Annotated in this window: 13 protein-coding genes; 5 read left to right on the top strand and 8 right to left on the bottom strand. The window is 70.8% G+C overall.

Annotated elements, in window-relative coordinates; genetic code table 11:
- Positions 1-242: 242 nt before the first annotated feature.
- Positions 243-1,826 carry an acyl-CoA carboxylase subunit beta gene (locus ACFXPK_RS23610; RefSeq protein ID WP_384993037.1) on the top strand — a complete coding sequence of 528 codons (1,584 nt, stop codon included), beginning with the start codon at positions 243-245 and terminating at the stop codon, positions 1,824-1,826.
- A 54-nt stretch (positions 1,827-1,880) separates the two neighbouring features.
- The gene (locus tag ACFXPK_RS23605) at positions 1,881-2,084 is read left to right on the top strand and encodes an acyl-CoA carboxylase subunit epsilon (protein ID WP_384993035.1); all 204 of its coding nucleotides are present in this window, start codon (positions 1,881-1,883) and stop codon (positions 2,082-2,084) included.
- Between the two features lie 141 nt (positions 2,085-2,225).
- On the opposite strand, the gene ACFXPK_RS23600 is transcribed toward ACFXPK_RS23605, so the two are convergent.
- The 8 genes from ACFXPK_RS23600 to ACFXPK_RS23565 form a co-directional block, all read right to left on the bottom strand.
- The gene (locus ACFXPK_RS23600) at positions 2,226-2,807 is read right to left on the bottom strand and encodes an ATP/GTP-binding protein (protein WP_031229389.1); all 582 of its coding nucleotides are present in this window, start codon (positions 2,805-2,807) and stop codon (positions 2,226-2,228) included.
- Positions 2,788-3,444: a DUF742 domain-containing protein gene (locus ACFXPK_RS23595; RefSeq protein ID WP_385007172.1), complete on the bottom strand. Its 657-nt coding sequence runs from the start codon at positions 3,442-3,444 to the stop codon at positions 2,788-2,790. The genes ACFXPK_RS23600 and ACFXPK_RS23595 overlap by 20 nt, the downstream gene beginning before the upstream one ends.
- Before the next feature lie 103 nt (positions 3,445-3,547).
- Positions 3,548-3,961 carry a roadblock/LC7 domain-containing protein gene (locus tag ACFXPK_RS23590; protein ID WP_010984131.1) on the bottom strand — a complete coding sequence of 138 codons (414 nt, stop codon included), beginning with the start codon at positions 3,959-3,961 and terminating at the stop codon, positions 3,548-3,550.
- Positions 3,962-3,971: 10 nt separating this feature from the next.
- Complete coding sequence (locus ACFXPK_RS23585; RefSeq protein ID WP_385078338.1) at positions 3,972-7,457, bottom strand: nitrate- and nitrite sensing domain-containing protein; 3,486 nt, start codon at positions 7,455-7,457, stop codon at positions 3,972-3,974.
- Between the two features lie 338 nt (positions 7,458-7,795).
- Positions 7,796-8,377: an ATP/GTP-binding protein gene (locus tag ACFXPK_RS23580; protein ID WP_189282429.1), complete on the bottom strand. Its 582-nt coding sequence runs from the start codon at positions 8,375-8,377 to the stop codon at positions 7,796-7,798.
- Complete coding sequence (locus ACFXPK_RS23575; RefSeq protein WP_385007857.1) at positions 8,358-8,765, bottom strand: DUF742 domain-containing protein; 408 nt, start codon at positions 8,763-8,765, stop codon at positions 8,358-8,360. The genes ACFXPK_RS23580 and ACFXPK_RS23575 overlap by 20 nt, the downstream gene beginning before the upstream one ends.
- A gap of 106 nt (positions 8,766-8,871) precedes the next feature.
- Positions 8,872-9,285, bottom strand: a complete 414-nt coding sequence (locus tag ACFXPK_RS23570; protein WP_030351794.1) for a roadblock/LC7 domain-containing protein — start codon at positions 9,283-9,285, stop codon at positions 8,872-8,874.
- Between the two features lie 9 nt (positions 9,286-9,294).
- Positions 9,295-13,416 carry a nitrate- and nitrite sensing domain-containing protein gene (locus tag ACFXPK_RS23565; protein WP_385078334.1) on the bottom strand — a complete coding sequence of 1,374 codons (4,122 nt, stop codon included), beginning with the start codon at positions 13,414-13,416 and terminating at the stop codon, positions 9,295-9,297.
- A 579-nt stretch (positions 13,417-13,995) separates the two neighbouring features.
- Here ACFXPK_RS23565 and ACFXPK_RS23560 point away from each other — a divergent pair.
- The 3 genes from ACFXPK_RS23560 to gltX all read left to right on the top strand — a co-directional run bounded on the left by ACFXPK_RS23560 (position 13,996) and on the right by gltX (position 16,677).
- Positions 13,996-14,226: a hypothetical protein gene (locus tag ACFXPK_RS23560; RefSeq protein WP_385078332.1), complete on the top strand. Its 231-nt coding sequence runs from the start codon at positions 13,996-13,998 to the stop codon at positions 14,224-14,226.
- A 200-nt stretch (positions 14,227-14,426) separates the two neighbouring features.
- Entirely contained in the window at positions 14,427-15,212 is a 786-nt protein-coding gene (locus tag ACFXPK_RS23555; protein WP_329823078.1) for a fumarylacetoacetate hydrolase family protein, read from the top strand.
- On the top strand, positions 15,205-16,677 hold the full coding sequence (gene gltX, locus ACFXPK_RS23550; RefSeq protein ID WP_385078329.1) for a glutamate--tRNA ligase: 1,473 nt from the start codon (positions 15,205-15,207) through the stop codon (positions 16,675-16,677). The genes ACFXPK_RS23555 and gltX overlap by 8 nt, the downstream gene beginning before the upstream one ends.
- The last annotated feature ends 106 nt before the right edge of the window (positions 16,678-16,783 follow it).

Raw genomic sequence — 16,783 nt, 5'->3', positions numbered from 1 at the left:
CCTCCCCCGGCGCTCGCCCCTCCCCCGCCCGCACCCCCCCCGCCGCCGCGGCCCCCCCCCCCCGCCCTCGGCGCCCCCCCCCCCCCCCCGGACTAGGGGGATCCCTACAACTGCCAGGGGCACCGCCCTGTGCGGAGACGCCGTAACGGGCCCGGTTCTGTCCATGCCCACCAGGAATACCGCCGGGAGACTGTGCGGAGTCGACGGCGCGCATTCCTTGGTCGGGTTCGTAGGGTTGGGACATGACCGTAGTGGACGAGACGCCGAGCGAGCCCACCGATGCCCGGGGCCGGGTGGCGGAACTGCACGCGCTGCGCGAGACGGCCCGCCGAGGGCCCAGTGACCGCGCGACCGAGGCCCAGCGGGCCAAGGGCAAGCTGACCGCGCGCGAGCGCATCGAGCTGCTGCTCGACGAGGGGTCGTTCAAGGAGGTCGAGCAGCTTCGCCGGCACCGGGCGACCGGCTTCGGCCTGGAGGCGAAGAAGCCGTACACCGACGGTGTGATCACCGGCTGGGGCACGGTGGAGGGCCGCACGGTCTTCGTCTACGCCCACGACTTCCGGATCTTCGGTGGCGCCCTCGGCGAGGCGCACGCCACGAAGATCCACAAGATCATGGACATGGCCATCTCGGCCGGTGCCCCGCTGGTCTCGCTCAACGACGGCGCCGGCGCCCGTATCCAGGAGGGCGTCTCCGCGCTCGCCGGGTACGGCGGCATCTTCCAGCGCAACACCCGCGCCTCCGGTGTCATCCCGCAGATCAGCGTGATGCTCGGCCCGTGCGCGGGCGGCGCCGCCTACAGCCCCGCCCTCACGGACTTCGTCTTCATGGTCCGCGAGACCTCGCAGATGTTCATCACCGGCCCCGACGTGGTCAAGGCCGTGACCGGCGAGGAGATCACCCAGAACGGTCTGGGCGGCGCGGACGTGCACGCCGAGACCTCCGGTGTCGCGCACTTCGCGTACGACGACGAGGAGACCTGCATCGCGGAGGTGCGCTACCTCCTGTCGATGCTGCCGCAGAACAACCGCGAGAACCCGCCCACGGTCGTCTCCGAGGACCCGGCGGACCGCCGGTCCGACGTCCTGCTCGACCTCGTGCCCGCCGACGGCAACCGCCCGTACGACATGCACAAGGTCATCGAGGAGCTCGTCGACGACGGCGACTTCCTGGAGATCCACGAGCGCTGGGCCCGTAACATCATCTGCGCGCTGGCCCGGGTCGACGGCCAGGTCGTCGGCATCGTCGCCAACCAGCCGCAGTCCCTGGCCGGGGTGCTGGACATCGAGGCATCGGAGAAAGCTGCGCGCTTCGTCCAGATGTGCGACGCTTTTAACATCCCGATCGTCACGCTGCTGGACGTCCCCGGCTTCCTGCCGGGCGTCGACCAGGAGCACGGCGGAATCATCCGGCACGGCGCCAAACTGCTCTACGCCTACTGCAACGCGACCGTGCCGAGGATCTCCCTGATCCTGCGCAAGGCGTACGGAGGCGCGTACATCGTCATGGACTCCCAGTCCATCGGGGCCGACCTGACCTACGCCTGGCCCACCAACGAGATCGCGGTGATGGGCGCCGAGGGTGCCGCCAATGTCATCTTCCGCAAGCAGATCGCCGAGGCCGAGGACTCCGAGGCCATGCGAGCCCGCATGGTCAAGGAGTACAAGGCCGAGCTGATGCATCCCTACTACGCCGCGGAGCGCGGTCTCGTCGACGACGTCATCGACCCGGCGGAGACCCGCGAGGTCCTGGCCGCCGCGCTCGCGATGCTCCGTACCAAGCACGCGGACCTGCCGTCCCGCAAGCACGGCAACCCCCCGCAGTGACCCGGAGCCCCGCCCGCCCCACCGTCCTTGCCGAGACAACGGAGACACGACTCCATGAGTGACGCCACGAACGAGTCCCTGCTGCGCGTCGAGAAGGGTCACGCCGACCCCGAGGAGCTGGCCGCCATCACGGCCATCCTGATGGCCCGCGCGGCGTCCAGGCCCGAGGCCCCGGCGCACCGCGGCCGCTCCACCGCCGGCTGGCGCCGCCTGGAGCGCACCCCCGGCTTCCGCGCCCCGCACAGCTGGCAGGGCTGACCCCGCCGCGGTACCACGCACACGACGAAGTCCCCGCACTCGGTGAGAGTGCGGGGACTTCGTCGTGCTGCCGTTCGTACGGACCTGGTCGGTGCCCGGTGCCCGGCGCCGCGCGGCGCCGGGCGTCCCTGGCCGCGGGGATCAGCGCAGTCGTGCCATGAGGGCGTGTTCGACGAGGGTGATGAGTCCGCTTTTGGCGTCGGCGCGGTGGCGGGCGTCGGTGGTGATGATGGGGGTGTCGGGGCCGATCTGGAGTGCTTCGCGTACTTCGTCGGGGGTGTAGGGCTGGTGTCCGTCGAAGCCGTTGAGGGCGATGACGAAGGGGAGTCCTGAGTTTTCGAAGTAGTCGACGGCGGGGAAGCAGTCGGCGAGGCGGCGGGTGTCGACGAGGACGACGGCGCCGATGGCGCCGCGGACGAGGTCGTCCCACATGAACCAGAAGCGGTCCTGTCCGGGGGTGCCGAAGAGGTAGAGGATGAGGTCTTGGTCGAGGGTGATGCGGCCGAAGTCCATGGCCACGGTGGTGGTGGTCTTGTCTCCGGTGTGGGTGAGGTCGTCGATGCCGGCGGAGGCGCTGGTCATGACGGCTTCGGTACGCAGCGGGTTGATCTCCGAGACGGCGCCTACGAACGTGGTCTTGCCCACGCCGAAGCCGCCCGCCACCACGATCTTCGCGCTGGTGGTTGAGCGGGCCGCACCGCCGCTAGAGCTTGCGAAGTCCACTGAGCACCCTTTCGAGCAGTGTCACGTCTGGCTGGCCACCGGTGGCCTCGTCGCCACCGGGCTGATGGATGGCGACAAGGCCCGCCTCCGCCAGGTCGGCTACGAGGATCCGGGCCACGCCGAGGGGGATGGAGAGGAGCGCCGAGACTTCGGCGACCGATTTGATCTCGAAACACAGTTGGCAGATCCGCTGGTGCTCGGGCAACTGCCCCTGCAACTGGGACGGATCAGCCGTCGTACTGACCAGCGCCTCGATGGCGAGCTGGTAACGCGGCCGGGTTCGGCCGCCGGTCATGGCGTACGGGCGCACCAACGGGTTGTGTGCGCCCATGGAAGGGTCCGCTTCCGGGGAGCGCCTCGGCTGCACCGGCTGGATGCGGGGCTGCCGGGGCTGGTCGTACTCGTACGGCTGCCGCGGCTGCGGCGGGGGAGGGGGCTGGTACGGCTGCCGCTGCGGACCGCCGCGCCCGCCGTCCTGCCCTCCGTGGCCCTGGCCGCCCTGGTCGTGGCTCGGCTCGCCCTGTCCACCGCCCCGCTGTCCGCTGGGCGTGGAGGGAAAGTTGAACCGGTTCTGGGCATACTCACCCGGAGACCGGGGGCCTCCGTCATAGGAATGCCCGCCTGGGGGTGTAGCCACGTTTCCTCCTCCGACTGCCGGGGCGCCGGGCCCGATCCTGGCGGACCTGTGAAATCCGCGCCACCGCACCCTAATGGTGCGGCGGCAAGCAGCGCACTGTCTGTCAGTTCAGCAGACTTCCCTGGAGCTCCGCACGCAGGTCCGGTGTGAGAACCGTTCCCGCGCGGTCGACCAGGAGGGCCATCTCGTAGCCGACCAGGCCGATATCGGCCTCGGGGTGGGCGAGTACGGCCAGGGACGAGCCGTCGGAGATGGACATGAGGAAGAGGAAACCACGCTCCATCTCGACGACGGTCTGGTTCACCGCCCCGCCCTCGAAGATCCGGGAGGCCCCCGCGGTCAGCGAGGTCAGACCCGACGCGACGGCCGCGAGCTGATCGGCGCGGTCGCGCGGGAATCCTTCGGACATGGCCAGCAGGAGTCCGTCGGCGGAGACCACCACCGTGTGGGACACCCCAGGGGTGTTGTCCACAAAGTTGGTGATCAACCAGTTCAGATTCTGCGCCGCCTGGCTCATCGGGCTCACACTAACGCTCCTGGTTGTAGGTACTGCCCGGGCCGTGGCCCGGTCCGTTCGTGTCCGCTCCGGCGTTGCGGCCCCGCTCGACGCCGCGCCGCAGGTTGCTCAACCTGCCCCGGATGTCCTCCGGGGCGCGGGAGACCTGGGGGCCGGTGTGCGTGGTCTGCTCCGCGGCGCCCTCGACCAGGTTGGCCTTGGGCACACGGCGGGGCAGACCGGACGAGGTGACGCCGCCGGCCTTGGGCTCGCGCAGCTTCTCCGCGCGGTGCCAGCGTTCGTCGTTCCTCGCGCGCCAGTCGTCGGAACCGGCGCTCTGCGCCTGTCCCTCGCCCTGGTGCCCGGCACCGTTCTGTCCGCTGCCGTTCCGCAGGCCGTCGACCCGGGTCTCGCCGGGGCCGTCGCTCGGGAGTTCGCCCTCGCCGCGGCCCGTGTCCTGCTCAACGCTCTGCTCGTCCCGGAAGTTGCCCGAAGGGGTGTTCCGGCCGTTCAGCGCCGTCGAAGAGGTCTGTCCGGTCGGCTGTCCTTCGCCCTCACCGGCCGGCTGCCACGACGAGGCTGGCTGCGGCTGCTGGGGCTGGCCGCCGCCACGGCGCGGCAGACCCGCGTCCGTCAACGCGTGACTGGCGCTCGGGGAGGGACCCGGACGGTTCAAGCCTACGTTGTCCCGGGCGTTCCCGGGAGCGCCGAGGCCCGATTCCGGTTCGGCCGGAGGCTCGGAGTCGTACGTGCCGGGATAGGCACTCTGATCGGCCCACTCGCCCTGGTGGGGCTGGGGGTTGAACAGATTCTCGTACGTGGGCCCGGAGCCCTGCGCGGCGGGGTACGGGGACTCCGTATATCCCTGCTGGGGCGGATAGGCGTCGGAGGGCGGAAACGTGTCGGACCGCTGGAACGTGTCGGGCGCGCGGTACTCCTCGAACGTGCCCGTGGTGAACTCGGCGCCCGCCGGGGGGAAATCGGCCGCCGGGGACGGGAAGTCCGCCCCGGGCGCCGGCTGCTGCGGTGCGTAGCCCGGCTCGTAGGACGTCCGGCCCGGTGCGTACCCGCCGTCGGTCCCGTCGCGGTACTGGCCGTCCACCTGGTCCTGGAAGAGCGACTGGTCGGCCGCGGCGTCCCCGGGGGGCGTGCCGAGGGCCGCACGCCGCTCCTCGCGCTTGAGCGAGCGGTTGACGGAGTCCAGCGGCGCCGGCTGCTCGGCCTGCGGCTGCTGCTCGTACCGCGAGTCGTCGAAGCCCAGCTCCGCCGCCGTCAGCATCGGAGTGCTCGGGAAGGACTGCTGCTCGGCCTCGGGGAGGTTCGGCTGGTCCGGCATGATCTGCGAGACGGTGAAGTCCTCGCCCTGGCCGGGAGCGCCGCCCCCGCCGCCGTGCGTGATCGCGTCCGGCAGCATGACCAGCGAGGTCGTGCCCGCCTGCTCGCCCGAGGGGCGGAGCTGGACCCGTACCCCGTGCCGGTCGGCGAGCCGCCCGACCACGAAGAGGCCCATGCGCTGGGAGACCGTGGCGTCCACCGTCGGCGGGTTGGCCAGCTTGTGGTTGATGTCCGCGAAGTCCTCGGCGGTGAGGCCGATGCCCTTGTCGTGGATCTCGATCATCACGCGGCCGTCGGGCAGCCGGGTCGCGGTGACGCGGACCTTCGTCTGCGGCGACGAGAAGGTGGTGGCGTTCTCCAGCAGCTCGGCGAGCAGATGCACGAGGTCGGTGACGGCCTGGCCGTGGATCTCCGTCTCCGGCACCCCGGACAGCTCGATGCGCTCGTACGACTCCACCTCGGAGGAGGCGGCGCGCAGGACGTCCACCAGCGGCACCGGCTGGTTCCAGCGGCGGCCGGGCTCCTCGCCGGCGAGGACGAGCAGGTTCTCGCCGTTGCGGCGCATACGGGTGGCGAGGTGGTCCAGCTTGAAGAGGTTGTCGAGCTGGTCCGGGTCGCCCTCGTTGTTCTCCAGGTCGGAGATGAGGGTCAGCTGGCCCTCGATCAGCGACTGGTTGCGACGTGAGAGATTGGTGAAGATCGCGTTGACATTGCCGCGCAGCATGGCCTGCTCGGCGGCGAGCCGCACCGCCTCGCGGTGGACCTGGTCGAAGGCGCGGGCGACCTCGCCTATCTCGTCGCGCGAGTCGATCGGGATGGGCTGCACCCGGGTGTCGACCCGGCCGGGCTCGGCCCGCGAGAGCTGGTCGACGAGCATCGGCAGCCGCTGCTCGGCGATCCCGAAGGCGGCGGTGCGCAGCGACAGCATCGACCGGCTCATCTGCCGGGCCATGATCCCGGCCAGGATGAACGCCGCCAGCAGGGCGATCAGCACGATCGCGCCGTTGGTGATCGCGTCGTTCCTGGCGTTGTCGGCGATCGCGGACGCTTCGGCGACGGCCTTGTCGACCAGGTCCGTCTCGATCGTGTTGTACCCGTCGAACTTGGCGGTGGAGGCCGCCATCCAGGTCTCCGGGGTGACCCCGCGCTCGGCCAGCTTCTCCGGGCTGTCACCGGTGGCGATCGCGGCCACCATGCCGTCGTAGAGCGAGCCGTCCTTGGTCGGCGGGGCGGTGAACTCCTTGCCCTCGGCGGCGGCCTGCTGCTGCGCGGCGGCGAGCTTCTTGGCCGCCTCGGCCGTCTGCGCCTTCATGACCTGCTGGAGCTTGACCGCGTCCGCCTGGGTGCCACCGGAGACGTACTCGCCGACGGCGATGTCCTCCAGGTAGGCGTACGAGGAGAACGCGATGGTCTGACCGCTCTTGACGTCGGCCTTCTGGCTCGGCCTGACCAGCAGGTGCGTACCGATGGAGCGCTGGAGCGACTCGGCGCCCTTGGCCAGCCCGATGGCGTAGACCGTACGGCCGTAGCTGGTGATGTTCCCGGTGCCCAGGCCGAGTTCGTTGGCGAACTCCTGGAGGGTGTGCTCCAGCGGTACGTACGCCTCTTCGGTGGCCACGGGGCCGCCGTTGCCGCCGCTCTTGTCCGGGGTCTCGACCCCGGCGGTGAACGCCGTCTTGCGGATGTTCTCCAGCGTGGGCTCCACGCTGCGGAACAGCCCGAGCCGGCGTTCGAGACCCTGCTCGGCGGGCATGTTCCTGACGGCGAGGTCGAACTTCTTCTTGGCCGCGTCCGTGGCCGCGTAGCTGTCGGTGACGATCTGGGCGTCCCGCTTGTTGGTCAGCAGGGACTGAGCGGTGAGGTCACGCTCGTTGAGTACGGCGTGTCCGTACTCGGATGCGGCCCGCACGACGAGGGCCGTCTTTTCCGCGTCCTTGGCCGCCTGCCAGGTGTCGACGGAGCCCTTGACCTGAAATCCGCCCATGACGAGGCCGACCAGGACCGGGACGAGGAGAATCGCGTAGAGCCGGGTGGTCACCCGCCAGTTGCGCGGGGAGAACCGGCTGGAGCTGCCGGCCGCCGGGGGCGGGCCGGTCGTGACGGCAGGCGCCGCTGCGCGCGGCGGCGGGGTGAAGTTCCCCCGTGCCTTCTGCTCCGCGGAGCTCGTCGTGCTTCGCCTCACTCGACCAACAACCTCTCGGCGTCGGCACCTACGTTGTGCCGGGTTTTGTTCAGGGCCGTACTACTCGGGAGTTCTCGAATTCCAGCACGGGGAACGCTCCCTTTCCAAACAGCAGGAATCAGCCATTCCGAGTGGTACAGGCCTCACATAAAACGGGCATAAAGAACGAGCCCCGGCAAAAAGCGGGGCCGGCATGAGCGCAGGGGCACCGGGCGAGTGCGCCGGGTGGCCGGAGGCCGTGAATTCTCTGTCGAAATGTTATGAACACAGAGGTGGGCCGTGTCAAAAGACCTGGCCCACCTCCGAGTATGCCTACGGCAACTTCCGTAGACGGCCCCCTACTTCAGTCGTGCCATGAGGGCGTGTTCGACGAGGGTGATGAGTCCGCTTTTGGCGTCGGCGCGGTGGCGGGCGTCGGTGGTGATGATGGGGGTGTCGGGGCCGATCTGGAGTGCTTCGCGTACTTCGTCGGGGGTGTAGGGCTGGTGTCCGTCGAAGCCGTTGAGGGCGATGACGAAGGGGAGTCCTGAGTTTTCGAAGTAGTCGACGGCGGGGAAGCAGTCGGCGAGGCGGCGGGTGTCGACGAGGACGACGGCGCCGATGGCGCCGCGGACGAGGTCGTCCCACATGAACCAGAAGCGGTCCTGTCCGGGGGTGCCGAAGAGGTAGAGGATGAGGTCTTGGTCGAGGGTGATGCGGCCGAAGTCCATGGCCACGGTGGTGGTGGTCTTGTCTCCGGTGTGGGTGAGGTCGTCGATGCCGGCGGAGGCGCTGGTCATGACGGCTTCGGTACGCAGCGGGTTGATCTCCGAGACGGCGCCTACGAACGTGGTCTTGCCCACGCCGAAGCCGCCCGCCACCACGATCTTCGCGCTGGTGGTCGATCGGGCCGCACCGCCGCTAGAGCTTGCGAAGTCCACTGAGCACCCTTTCGAGCAGTGTCACATCCGGCGTTCCGCCGGCCTCTCCGTTGCCCGGCTGGTGGATGGCCACCATGCCGGCCTCCGCCAGGTCGGCCACGAGGATGCGGGCGACGCCGAGCGGCATGGTCAGCAGCGCGGACACCTCCGCCACCGACTTGACCTCGCGGCACAGGTGGCAGATCCGCTGGTGCTCGGGGAGCAGCGTGGCGAGATGTGCCGGGTCTGCGGTCGTACTGACCAGCGCCTCGATGGCGAGCTGGTACCGCGGCCGGGTCCGGCCGCCGGTCATGGCGTACGGACGTACCAGCGGCTGATCGCCCTCAGGACCGTACGAGGCGTCGAGGGAGACGCCGTACGGATCGTGAGAGGCGGGTGGCGGGGTCATGAATCCTCCGGGCGTGACAGCAAGATGTCTGCGTGCCGTCTGACTTGGCCGGTGGGGGGCCGGTTGGGCGGCCTGACGGTGGGAAGCTGGGGAGTTCCTGGAAGGCTCAGTGCAGCAGACTTCCCTGGAGCTCGGCGCGCAGGTCCGGCGTGAGGACCGTACCGGCGCGGTCGACCAGGAGGGCCATTTCGTACCCCACCAGACCGATGTCGCACTCGGGGTGGGCGAGCACGGCCAGGGAGGAACCGTCGGAGACGGACATGAGGAAGAGGAAGCCGCGCTCCATCTCCACCACGGTCTGGTTGACCGGGCCGCCTTCGAAGATCCGGGACGCCCCCGCGGTCAGCGAGGTCAGCCCGGATGCCACGGCCGCGAGCTGATCTGCGCGGTCGCGGGGGAAGCCCTCGGACATGGCCAGCAGAAGTCCGTCTGCGGAGACCACCACGGTGTGGGACACCCCGGGGGTGTTGTCCACGAAATTGGTGATCAACCAGTTCAGATTCTGCGCAGCCTGACTCATCGGACTCAACTAACGCTCCTGCTGGTGAGAGGTGCCGAGGTTGAATCCGTTGTTCGCCGGGCCGGTGTTGCCCGCCTGACGACCTTGCTGGATACCCCGACGGAGATTGGTCAGCCGGCCGCGCACGTCAGCGGGCGCACGGGAGACCTGCGGACCGGTCTGAGTGGTCTGTTCCTGCGCGGTACCGGGTACCAGGTTGGCACGCGGGACCCTGCGGGGCAGACCGGAGGTGGTGATGCCGCCGGCCTGGGGCTTTTTGGCCCGCTCGGCCTGGCGTACCAGCTCGTCGTTGGGAGAGGTGCGCCAGGAGGAAGTGGCGCCCACACCGCCCGCGGCCGAACCGTGTGCGTCCGAACCGTTGCCGCTGGAGAAGTTGAAGCCCCCACCGTTCGTTCCGGAACCCTGGCCCTGCTGGTGGAGCTGGCCGAGCCCCGGGCGCCGGTTCTGGCCGGGACCCTGGGCCTGGCCCGTGGAGTCCGGGCCGCTCGTGCCCGGCCTGGTGAAGCCGGAGCCGTTGGTGTCGAAGCCGGCACCGTTGGTGTCGAAGCCCGAGCCGTTGGTGGGGAAACCGCCTGCGCCCGTGTCGTTCGCGCCGAAGCCCGCCGATCCGGAGCCGTTCGTCCCGGCACCGTTCGTGCCGAGCGCGTCGGAACCGCCCGAGGGGTCGCGGCGCGGCATCGGAGGCGCCGGCTGGTGCGCGGACGGGCTCGTCTGTCCCTCCGGGCCCTGGGGGGAGCCCGGCCGGCCGGTGTCCGCCGCGCCACCCTGCGCTCCGCCGCCCTGGGTGGCGTGGAACCAGTTGGTCTCCAGGGTGTCGTACAGCGGCGTACGGCCGTCACCGGGGCCCGAGGCCGGAGGCAGCGCCTCCGGCTGCGGCTGCGGCGGCAGGCTCGGCTGGCGGTAACCGCCCTCGGAGCCGGGCGCCGGGGCCGGGGCGGGCGGACGCGGGGCGTTGAAGTCCTGCTGGGCGGAGCCGAAGTCCGAGGACGGGCGGAAGCCCGAACCGTCGCTCTGGCCGCCCTGGGAGCCGTACTCCGGGGAGTAACCGGCCGGGGCGTTGAAGTCCGGACGCGGGAACTGCGCGGTGGCCGCGGGGTCCTGGCCGCCGCCGTGCGGGGCGTTCTGGTCGGGCCGGGGCCCGTCGAAGTCCGGACGCGGGAACTCGGAGGTGGTGCCGGGGTTCTGCCGGTCACCCGTCGGACGCGCGAACTGGCCGCTGGAGTCGTGCTCCTCGTGGCCGCGCGGCGCGTCCAGCGAGGGACGCCCCGACTGCTGGTCGCTGCCCCAACTGGGGGCCCCGGGGCGCTGCGGCTGCGGGGTGCCGCCGGGCAGTTCGGCGCGCGGTCCGCCGGGCGGCGGGAGCTGCCGGCCGCGGTCGGGGGCGCCGCCCTGCTGGAAGGCGTTCTGGGCGCGCCCGCTGAAGCCGTTCTGCCCCTGGCCGCCCTGGTTGCCCTGGCCGGCCGGACCGTTCTGGCCGCCGGGGCCGCCCTGCGTGCCGGGGCCGCTCTGGCCGAAGGCACCGCCGGGGCGGTCCGTACGCTGCTGGCCCTGACCCTGGCCGGGGCCGCCCTGTCCCTGGCCCTGCGAGGGGCCCTGGCCCTGCGCGGGACCCTGCGACGGGCCGAAGGCGTTCTGCGCGAAGATGTTGGGCTGTCCCGAGCCGGAACCCGAACCCTGGCCCTGACGCTGCGCGTCCTGGTTCCCGGCCCCCGAACCGTCACGGGACGGCAGCGCGGCACGCGGACCCGCACCGGTGCCGACCTGGCCGCGCGGCGCACCCGCGCCGAGCAGACCCCCGGGCGCCGGAGCGCCGCCGGGACCCGAACCGAGCCCGGGGCGTGCGCCGCCGGGCGCCACACCGGGACCGCCGGTGAGCTGACCGCCGGGCGGCGGCGCCTGGCCGAGCGGACCGCCCTGGCCGGGGGCGCCGGGCCGGCCGCCGATCGGGCCCTTCTTGCCGCCGTGGGCGACATCGACGGGCAGCATGACCAGCGCGGTCGTACCACCGGAGTCGGAGGGGCGGAGCTGGATCCTGATGCCGTGGCGCAGCGACAGCCGGCCGACCACGAACAGACCCATGCGGCGCGAGACCGAGACGTCCACGGTGGGCGGCGACGCGAGCCGCTCGTTGATCGCCGCGAGGTCCTCGGGGGAGAGGCCGATACCGGTGTCGTGGATCTCCACCAGCACCCGGCCGTCGGGCAGCGCGTGACCGGTGACACGGACCTTCGTCTGCGGCGAGGAGAACGACGTCGCGTTCTCCAGCAGCTCGGCGAGCAGGTGCACGAGGTCGTTGACGACACGTCCGGCGACCTCGGTCGTCGGTACGGAGGCCAGCTCGATGCGCTCGTACTGCTCCACCTCGGAGGCGGCGGCACGGAGCACGTCGACCAGCGGCACGGGGCGGGTCCAGCGACGGCCCGGCTCCTCGCCCGCGAGGACGAGGAGGTTCTCACCGTTACGGCGCATACGGGTCGCGAGGTGGTCCAGCTTGAACAGCGAGGAGAGCTGGTCCGGGTCGGCCTCGCGGGACTCCAGTTCGGAGATGAGCGAGAGCTGACGCTGGATGAGGCCCTGGCTGCGGCGCGAGAGGTTGGTGAACATCGCGTTGACGTTGCCCCGCAGCAGGGCCTGCTCGGCGGCGAGCCGGACGGCCTCGCGGTGCACGTCGTCGAAGGCCGCGGCGACCTTTCCGATCTCGTCCCTGGAGTGCACACCGACCGACTCGACGGAGGTGTCGACGTCCTGCGGGTCGGAGTCGGAGAGCTGCTTGACCAGCTCGGGCAGCCGGTCCTGGGCGACCCGGGTGGCCGTGTCCTGGAGACGGCGCAGCGAGCGGATCATGGACCGGGCGACCACGAAGGCGCCGACGAGCGAGACGCCGAGGACGACGAGGATCAGCGCGGCGTTGAGGATCGCGTCGCGCTGCGAGTCCGTACGCAGCTCACGCGCCTTGGCCTCCATCTCACCGAGCAGCGTGGCCTCGATGGTCTTCATCGCGTTGATCCGCGTAGATGCCTGGTCGGTCCAGTCCAGATACGAGCGGCTGGGCTCGCTCGCCAGACCGTCGGCCGTGCTGAGCACCCGGTCCGCGTACTTCTCGGACGACTGGATCTCGGGGTTGCCCTGCCCGTTGAGCGGGGCCATCAGCTCTTCGGCGTCGCCGCCCATCGACTCGTACAGGAAGCTGAAGGAGGTGAGGGCGTTCTTCTCCTTCGTCGCCGCGGCCAGACCGTAGAGCCGGTCGTTGTCGTCGAGCTTGCCCTTGGTGGACGGGTCGGCGGGCAGCGCGGCGGCGATGACGGCGCGCTGGATCGACGCGTACTCCTTGGCGGACGAGAACGCGGCCAGCGCGCGGGTGCGCTTGATCATGTCCGGGTTGTTCGTCGCCTGCGCCATGTCCTGCGAGAGGCTCAGCAGCGAGGTGATCAGTCCGTCGTACGCGTCGACGGTCAGCGAGTCCGAACCCGCGCCGACATAGGCGTCCTTGCGGATGGTGTTGATCCGGTTGACCTGCGTGGAGATCTGCCGGACGTTCGAGCGGATGCTCTCCAGCGCCTGGTCGCCGTCGGTGCTGCCGATGTCCACCGTGGCGTCGAGGAAGGTCTTCTTCGCCCGGTCGGTCTTCGTACGGCGGTCCTGGACCTTGAAGTCCTTGGCGCTCGCCCCGTTGGTCAGCGGCCCCGCCGACTCGTCGCGCTCCGCCTGGAGCGCCTGGGCGAGCGTGGTCGCCTCTTTGGTCATCTTGGTGAGCAGCTGCATGTGTTCGAGCTGCTGCATGTCGTTCAGCGACTCGTTGATCCGCAGCCCGCCCAGCGTGGTGGCCGCGACCACCGGCAGCGTCAGCAGCGCCACGAGGCGGGTACTGATGCGCCAGTTGCGCAGGGCTATTCGCGACCCGGGGTCGGTGGGCGACTTCGCGTTGGGCGCCGTCTGCGGAGGCGGCGGCGCGGTGGGCGCGCCGAGGCCGGTCTGTCCCGGACCGGGACGTGCGCCCCGGCCGCCGCTCTGGTCACCCGACGGAGCCGGGCCCGGGTTCTGGGTGTGCTGGGGCGAGGAGCCGCGGTCGGATCCGCCGCGGTGCTCCTGCTCCGCCGCAGCGCTGCCATCCCTCTTGTAACGTCCCTGCACTAGCGTCGCAACCTCTGGACCAGGCGTCCCCCCGCTGTAACGGCGGGACGGTGTCGGCGTCGTGGGGCACGGAAACGCACCCCATGGTGGTCGTGAGTGACCGGCGCTGCTCCCCTTCCCCACCGCCACTCGGCGCTGCGTTGCGCCCCTGCGCGCCGGCACATCCAAACCCGCGGCGGTGGGGGGAATTCCAGCACAGTGCAGGATCTCCAACAAGGGCGGCGGGCAGGGCTGTGACCTGAATGACACGCAGTGAGCACCGGGTCACCGGCCGTCGAGAGCCGGGGCGGAGGAAACGGACTTACGCGTACGAGCCATGTACGGGTGGGGGGTGTCCCAGTCCGGATGATCAGCAGCGGAATGCAACGTTCAGTAACGCAATGTCCGTTTCCATGGTCATCAACCAGCGCCCGGAATGGGGGAAATGCCTGGCGGCTCGTGAGGAAACTCACACGGTGATCGACGATCGATCGCCGCTCCGGCGGGGAATCGGATGTTTAGCCTGACGCTTTACAGGGATGGCACATCCGACAACCGGCGCTCCAGCGCCCGTAAACCAGACAAGGTCCGACACCACAGATGAGCCCGCAGAAGACAACGATGATGTTCCGCAACACCGCCAACCCCCGGCGCACCACGCTGGCGCATCTGAAGGACGCCGAGGAACTGGCCCCCGCCGCGCAGCCGGAACACTCCGTCGCCCTCCCGAACCGTACGGCCAACCCGCGCCGTACGACCCTGATGGTCGCCCCGACCGCCCCGGCGGCCACCGCGGAGGCCGAGCCCGCCGCCGCCCCCGCCGCCTCGTAGCGGCCGCACACCCGGGACCGCCTCCGCCCGTTCCGTGTCCGTACGCCGCGTCGCGTCCATGCCCGGTAGTACGCGTCAGGGGGGCCGCCCGTTCACGCGCCGCCCCCGGCCCGGGGCGACCCGTTAGCCTGGAGCGTCAGTCTTCAGACCCGGGGCGCCAGGCTCCGGACCGGTCAGCAAGTGAGGGGCGAACAGCTTCCGTGCGCATCGCCAGATTCTCCATCGACGGCAATGTCGCCTTCGGCGCGGTCGAGGGCGACGGCAGCGGCGACACCGCCGGCCTCGTCCTCGACATCATCAAGGGCATTCCGTACACCGACTTCGAGCTCTCCGGCACCAAGGTCCCGCTGAGCAAGGTGCGGCTGCTCCCGCCCGTCCTCCCCAACAAGGTCGTGGCCTTCGGCCGCAACTACGCGGAGCACGCGGCGGAGCTGGGCAACGCGGTCCCCGACGCGCCGTTCGCCTTCTTCAAGCCCACCACCTCGGTGATCGGCTCGGGCGACGCCATCGAGTACCCGTCCTTCTCGAACGAGGTGCACTACGAGGCCGAACTGGCCGTGGTCATCGGGCGGATGTGCCGTGAGGTGCCGCGCGAACGCGTCAAGGACGTCATCTTCGGCTACACCTGCGCCAACGACGTCAGCGCGCGCGACATCCAGAAGAGCGAGAAGCAGTGGGCGCGCGCGAAGGGCTTCGACACCTCGTGCCCGCTCGGCCCCTGGGTGGAGACCGAACTCGACCCCTCCGACGTCACCATCCAGTGCACCGTCAACGGGGAACAGCGGCAGCTCGGCCGTACGAGCGACATGATCAACTCCGTCGAGGACCTGATCGTCAACATCAGCGAGGCCATGACGCTCCTCCCCGGTGACGTCGTCCTCACGGGCACCCCCGCGGGGGTCGGCCCCCTCAGCGTCGGCGACGAGGTCGCCGTCACCATCGAAGGTATCGGCACTCTCACCAACAAGGTGATCAAGCGTGGCTAGCGCACCCGTCCGTGTACGTTTCTGTCCCTCCCCGACCGGCAACCCCCACGTGGGCCTGGTCCGTACCGCCCTGTTCAACTGGGCGTTCGCCCGCCACACCGGCGGCACCCTGGTCCTGCGCATCGAGGACACCGACGCGGCGCGCGACTCCGAGGAGTCGTACGTCCAGCTCCTCGACTCGCTGCGCTGGCTCGGGCTCGACTGGGACGAGGGCCCCGAGGTGGGCGGCCCGCACGCGCCGTACCGCCAGTCGCAGCGCATGGACCTCTACCGCGACATCGCGGACCGGCTCCTGGCCGGCGGGTACGCCTACCACTGCTACTGCACCACCGAGGAGCTGGACGCCCGCCGCGAGGCTGCGCGCGCCGCGGGCCGGCCGTCCGGGTACGACGGCCACTGCCGCGACCTGACCGCCGAGCAGAAGGCGGCGTACGAGGCGGAGGGCCGCAGCGCCATCGTCCGCTTCCGGATGCCCGACGAGCCGGTCACCTTCACGGACCTGGTCCGCGGCGAGCTGACCTTCACCCCGGAGAACGTTCCGGACTACGGCATCGTCCGTGCCAACGGCGCCCCCCTCTACACGCTCGTCAACCCCGTCGACGACGCCCTGATGGAGATCACCCACGTCCTGCGCGGCGAGGACCTGCTCTCCTCCACGCCGCGCCAGGTCGCGCTCTACAAGGCGCTGACGGAGCTGGGCGTCGCGAAGGGCGTCCCCAGCTTCGGACACCTTCCGTACGTCATGGGGGAGGGCAACAAGAAGCTCTCCAAGCGCGACCCCCAGGCGTCCCTGAACCTCTACCGGGAGCGCGGCTTCCTCCCCGAGGGGCTGCTCAACTACCTCTCGCTGCTGGGCTGGTCGCTCTCCGCGGACCGCGACCTGTTCTCCATGGACGAGATGGTCGCCGCGTTCGACATCGCGGACGTCAACGCCAACCCGGCCCGCTTCGACCTGAAGAAGGCCGAGGCGATCAACGCCGACCACATCCGGCAGCTCGACGTGAAGGCGTTCGCCGACGCCTGCGCCCCGTGGCTGAAGGCCCCGTACGCCCCCTGGGCGCCGGAGTCCTTCGACGCGGCGGCCTTCGACGCGCTGGCCCCGCTGGCCCAGACCCGGGTCACGGTCCTCTCGGACATCACCGCCAACGTCGACTTCCTCTTCCTGGACGAGCCCGTCGAGGAAGAGGCGTCCTGGGCGAAGGCGATGAAGCCGGGCGCGGACGCGCTGCTCACCACGGCCCGCGCGAAGATCGCGGAGGCCGACTGGAACGCGGAGTCCCTGAAGAACGCGGTCCTCGCGGCCGGCGAGGAACACGGCCTGAAGCTCGGCAAGGCCCAGGCCCCGGTCCGCGTCGCCACCACGGGCCGCACGGTCGGCCTGCCGCTCTTCGAGTCCCTGGAACTCCTGGGCCGCGAGCGCACGCTGGCCCGCGTCGACGCCGCGCTGGCGAAGCTGACGGCGTAAACGGCACGCGGCAGGCGTACCGCACCCGAGGCCCGGGGGGGGGGGGGGGCGCGGGGAAGCCGCGCGCCACCCCGGGGGGGGGGGCGGGGCCCGCGCCCCCGCGCGC

The organism is Streptomyces sp. NPDC059142 (genome assembly GCF_042755665.1).
Taxonomy (GTDB): domain Bacteria; phylum Actinomycetota; class Actinomycetes; order Streptomycetales; family Streptomycetaceae; genus Streptomyces.
Note: the sequence above shows the minus strand (reverse complement) of the source record. Positions and strands in the feature narration are given on the sequence as shown.